The sequence below is a fragment of the Microcystis sp. M53602_WE12 genome, from assembly GCF_030065455.1.
Taxonomy (GTDB): domain Bacteria; phylum Cyanobacteriota; class Cyanobacteriia; order Cyanobacteriales; family Microcystaceae; genus Microcystis; species Microcystis aeruginosa.
The window spans coordinates 1-1,640 of the sequence record NZ_JASJFB010000704.1; the positions used below are offsets into that span (position 1 = coordinate 1).

A 1,640-nucleotide genomic window follows, 5' to 3' on the forward strand; every position below is an offset into this window, starting at 1 on the left:
GGTTCGATAGGGGGGCATAAATCGACTAAATCCTTATCTGGCAAGAGACTTAATTGATTAGTTCGCTCTAGATCAAAAATAATTGACAAAAATCGCCAAATGCTTTTCTATATAAGGGTTCCATCCCTTATAACCCCCGTCCATTGCATAACAAAAACCGAAGAACCATTATTTTTAGCAAACTCTCCTAGCTCTCTCTAACCTGAGTATCCTAGCATTGTTCCCAGTATTATTACTACTAATACTATCCATAAATGGTGTCTTTTTCCTTTATCTTTCCGAAAGTCCTTGACTTGTTTCAGTTTTTCTATTAAGCTCAACATATATTTTAAAAGTTGGCGGTCACTTCTCATTTTACAAAGACAGTGATCGCTTTTACTTTTGATATTCTGATGGGAGAATGAAACAGCCCTAGGGGTTTGGGGGGGGAGAGATTCCCTCTAGTGAATGTTGGATACGTCCTGCCAGGTTAAGGAAACTCGATGAACCAAGAATCCCGAAGCGCTTAGTGCGACGGGAGTGTCAATCAGTCACCATTGTGCCAAAGCTCCAGTAAGGGCTGAATAATCTTTGCTGTCAAAGCGCATCAACCTGACGCAAGAAAAATTGATTTTTGTAAATAATAATTTCAACTCGCTCGCTACTAGCATAGGATAGAAACGTCGAATTTTCAGGAGGAGTGACGATGAAAGACAGTTCTATATTCCGACGTTTCCCGCAGCTATTCGCGGGTTTGTCGGTGCTATCGATCGCCCTCGTTGTGAGTTCCTGGATAGCGGCGCGCTCGATCTTGGCGGTGAAACGGGCCAGCGATGTTTTTGTCGTGACTGGTTCGGCAAAAAAGGCGATTACATCCGATTATCTTCTCTGGCGTTTATCGGTTTCCAGTCAACAACCCACCGCCCGCGAAGCCTACCGCGATCTGATCCGGCAAACCGAGCGGATACGAGCTTATCTCAAAGAAAAACAAGTTCCCGACGACGCAATCACCACCAACGCGATCGAGACGATGGCGATTCCCGAAGTAACAGCTAACGGCCAGGAAACTGGGCAAATTCTCGCCTATCGCCTCACCCAACGCTTCGAGATTCGAGCGGGGGATGTGGCCCGTTACACGGAACTTTCTAGGCAGGTAACGGAATTGATCGAGGAGGGAATTAACCTCGTCTCTGAACCCCCCCAATACCTTTACACCCAACTGGATAAGCTGCGGGTGGAAATGGTGGCGGCAGCGACCAAGGATGCGAGAGCGAGGGCTGAGGCGATCGCCAGTAGTACCGGCAGTCGGGTGGGAAGGGTGCGCGATGCGAAAACGGGAGTTTTTCAGATCACCTCGCGCAATTCCACCGACGTGAGCGATTCGGGAATTTACGACACCTCCTCGATCGACAAAGATATTACCGCGGTCGTTTCGGTGACGTTCGGGATCGAGTGAATTACAAGACAATCCTTAGTGCTGTCCAGACAGGGGAGCCTCTGTGCTAGAGCTAGACTTGACGTTGACATCCTCACCGCCGTAAACGGACGGTGATTCCCAAACCTCACGATTTAGGTTTCTGCTTCTTTCCCTTGCGGGGTTCCGCACCTGCCTTAACAGATTTACTCTGTTCTGGTCTTATGGTCGCTCTACAGACTGACAC

Annotated in this window: 1 protein-coding gene and 1 pseudogene; one reads left to right on the forward strand and one right to left on the reverse strand. The window is 48.1% G+C overall.

Annotation, left to right across the window (positions count from 1 at the left end; all coding sequences use genetic code 11):
• Window positions 1–200: 200 nt before the first annotated feature.
• A pseudogene (locus PX482_RS21950) lies at window positions 201–323 on the reverse strand (transposase family protein); the annotation flags it as partial.
• 362 nt (window positions 324–685) lie between these two features.
• Between PX482_RS21950 and PX482_RS21955 the strand changes: the two are divergent.
• Window positions 686–1,435: an SIMPL domain-containing protein gene (locus tag PX482_RS21955; RefSeq protein WP_002760412.1), complete on the forward strand. Its 750-nt coding sequence runs from the start codon at window positions 686–688 to the stop codon at window positions 1,433–1,435.
• The last annotated feature ends 205 nt before the right edge of the window (window positions 1,436–1,640 follow it).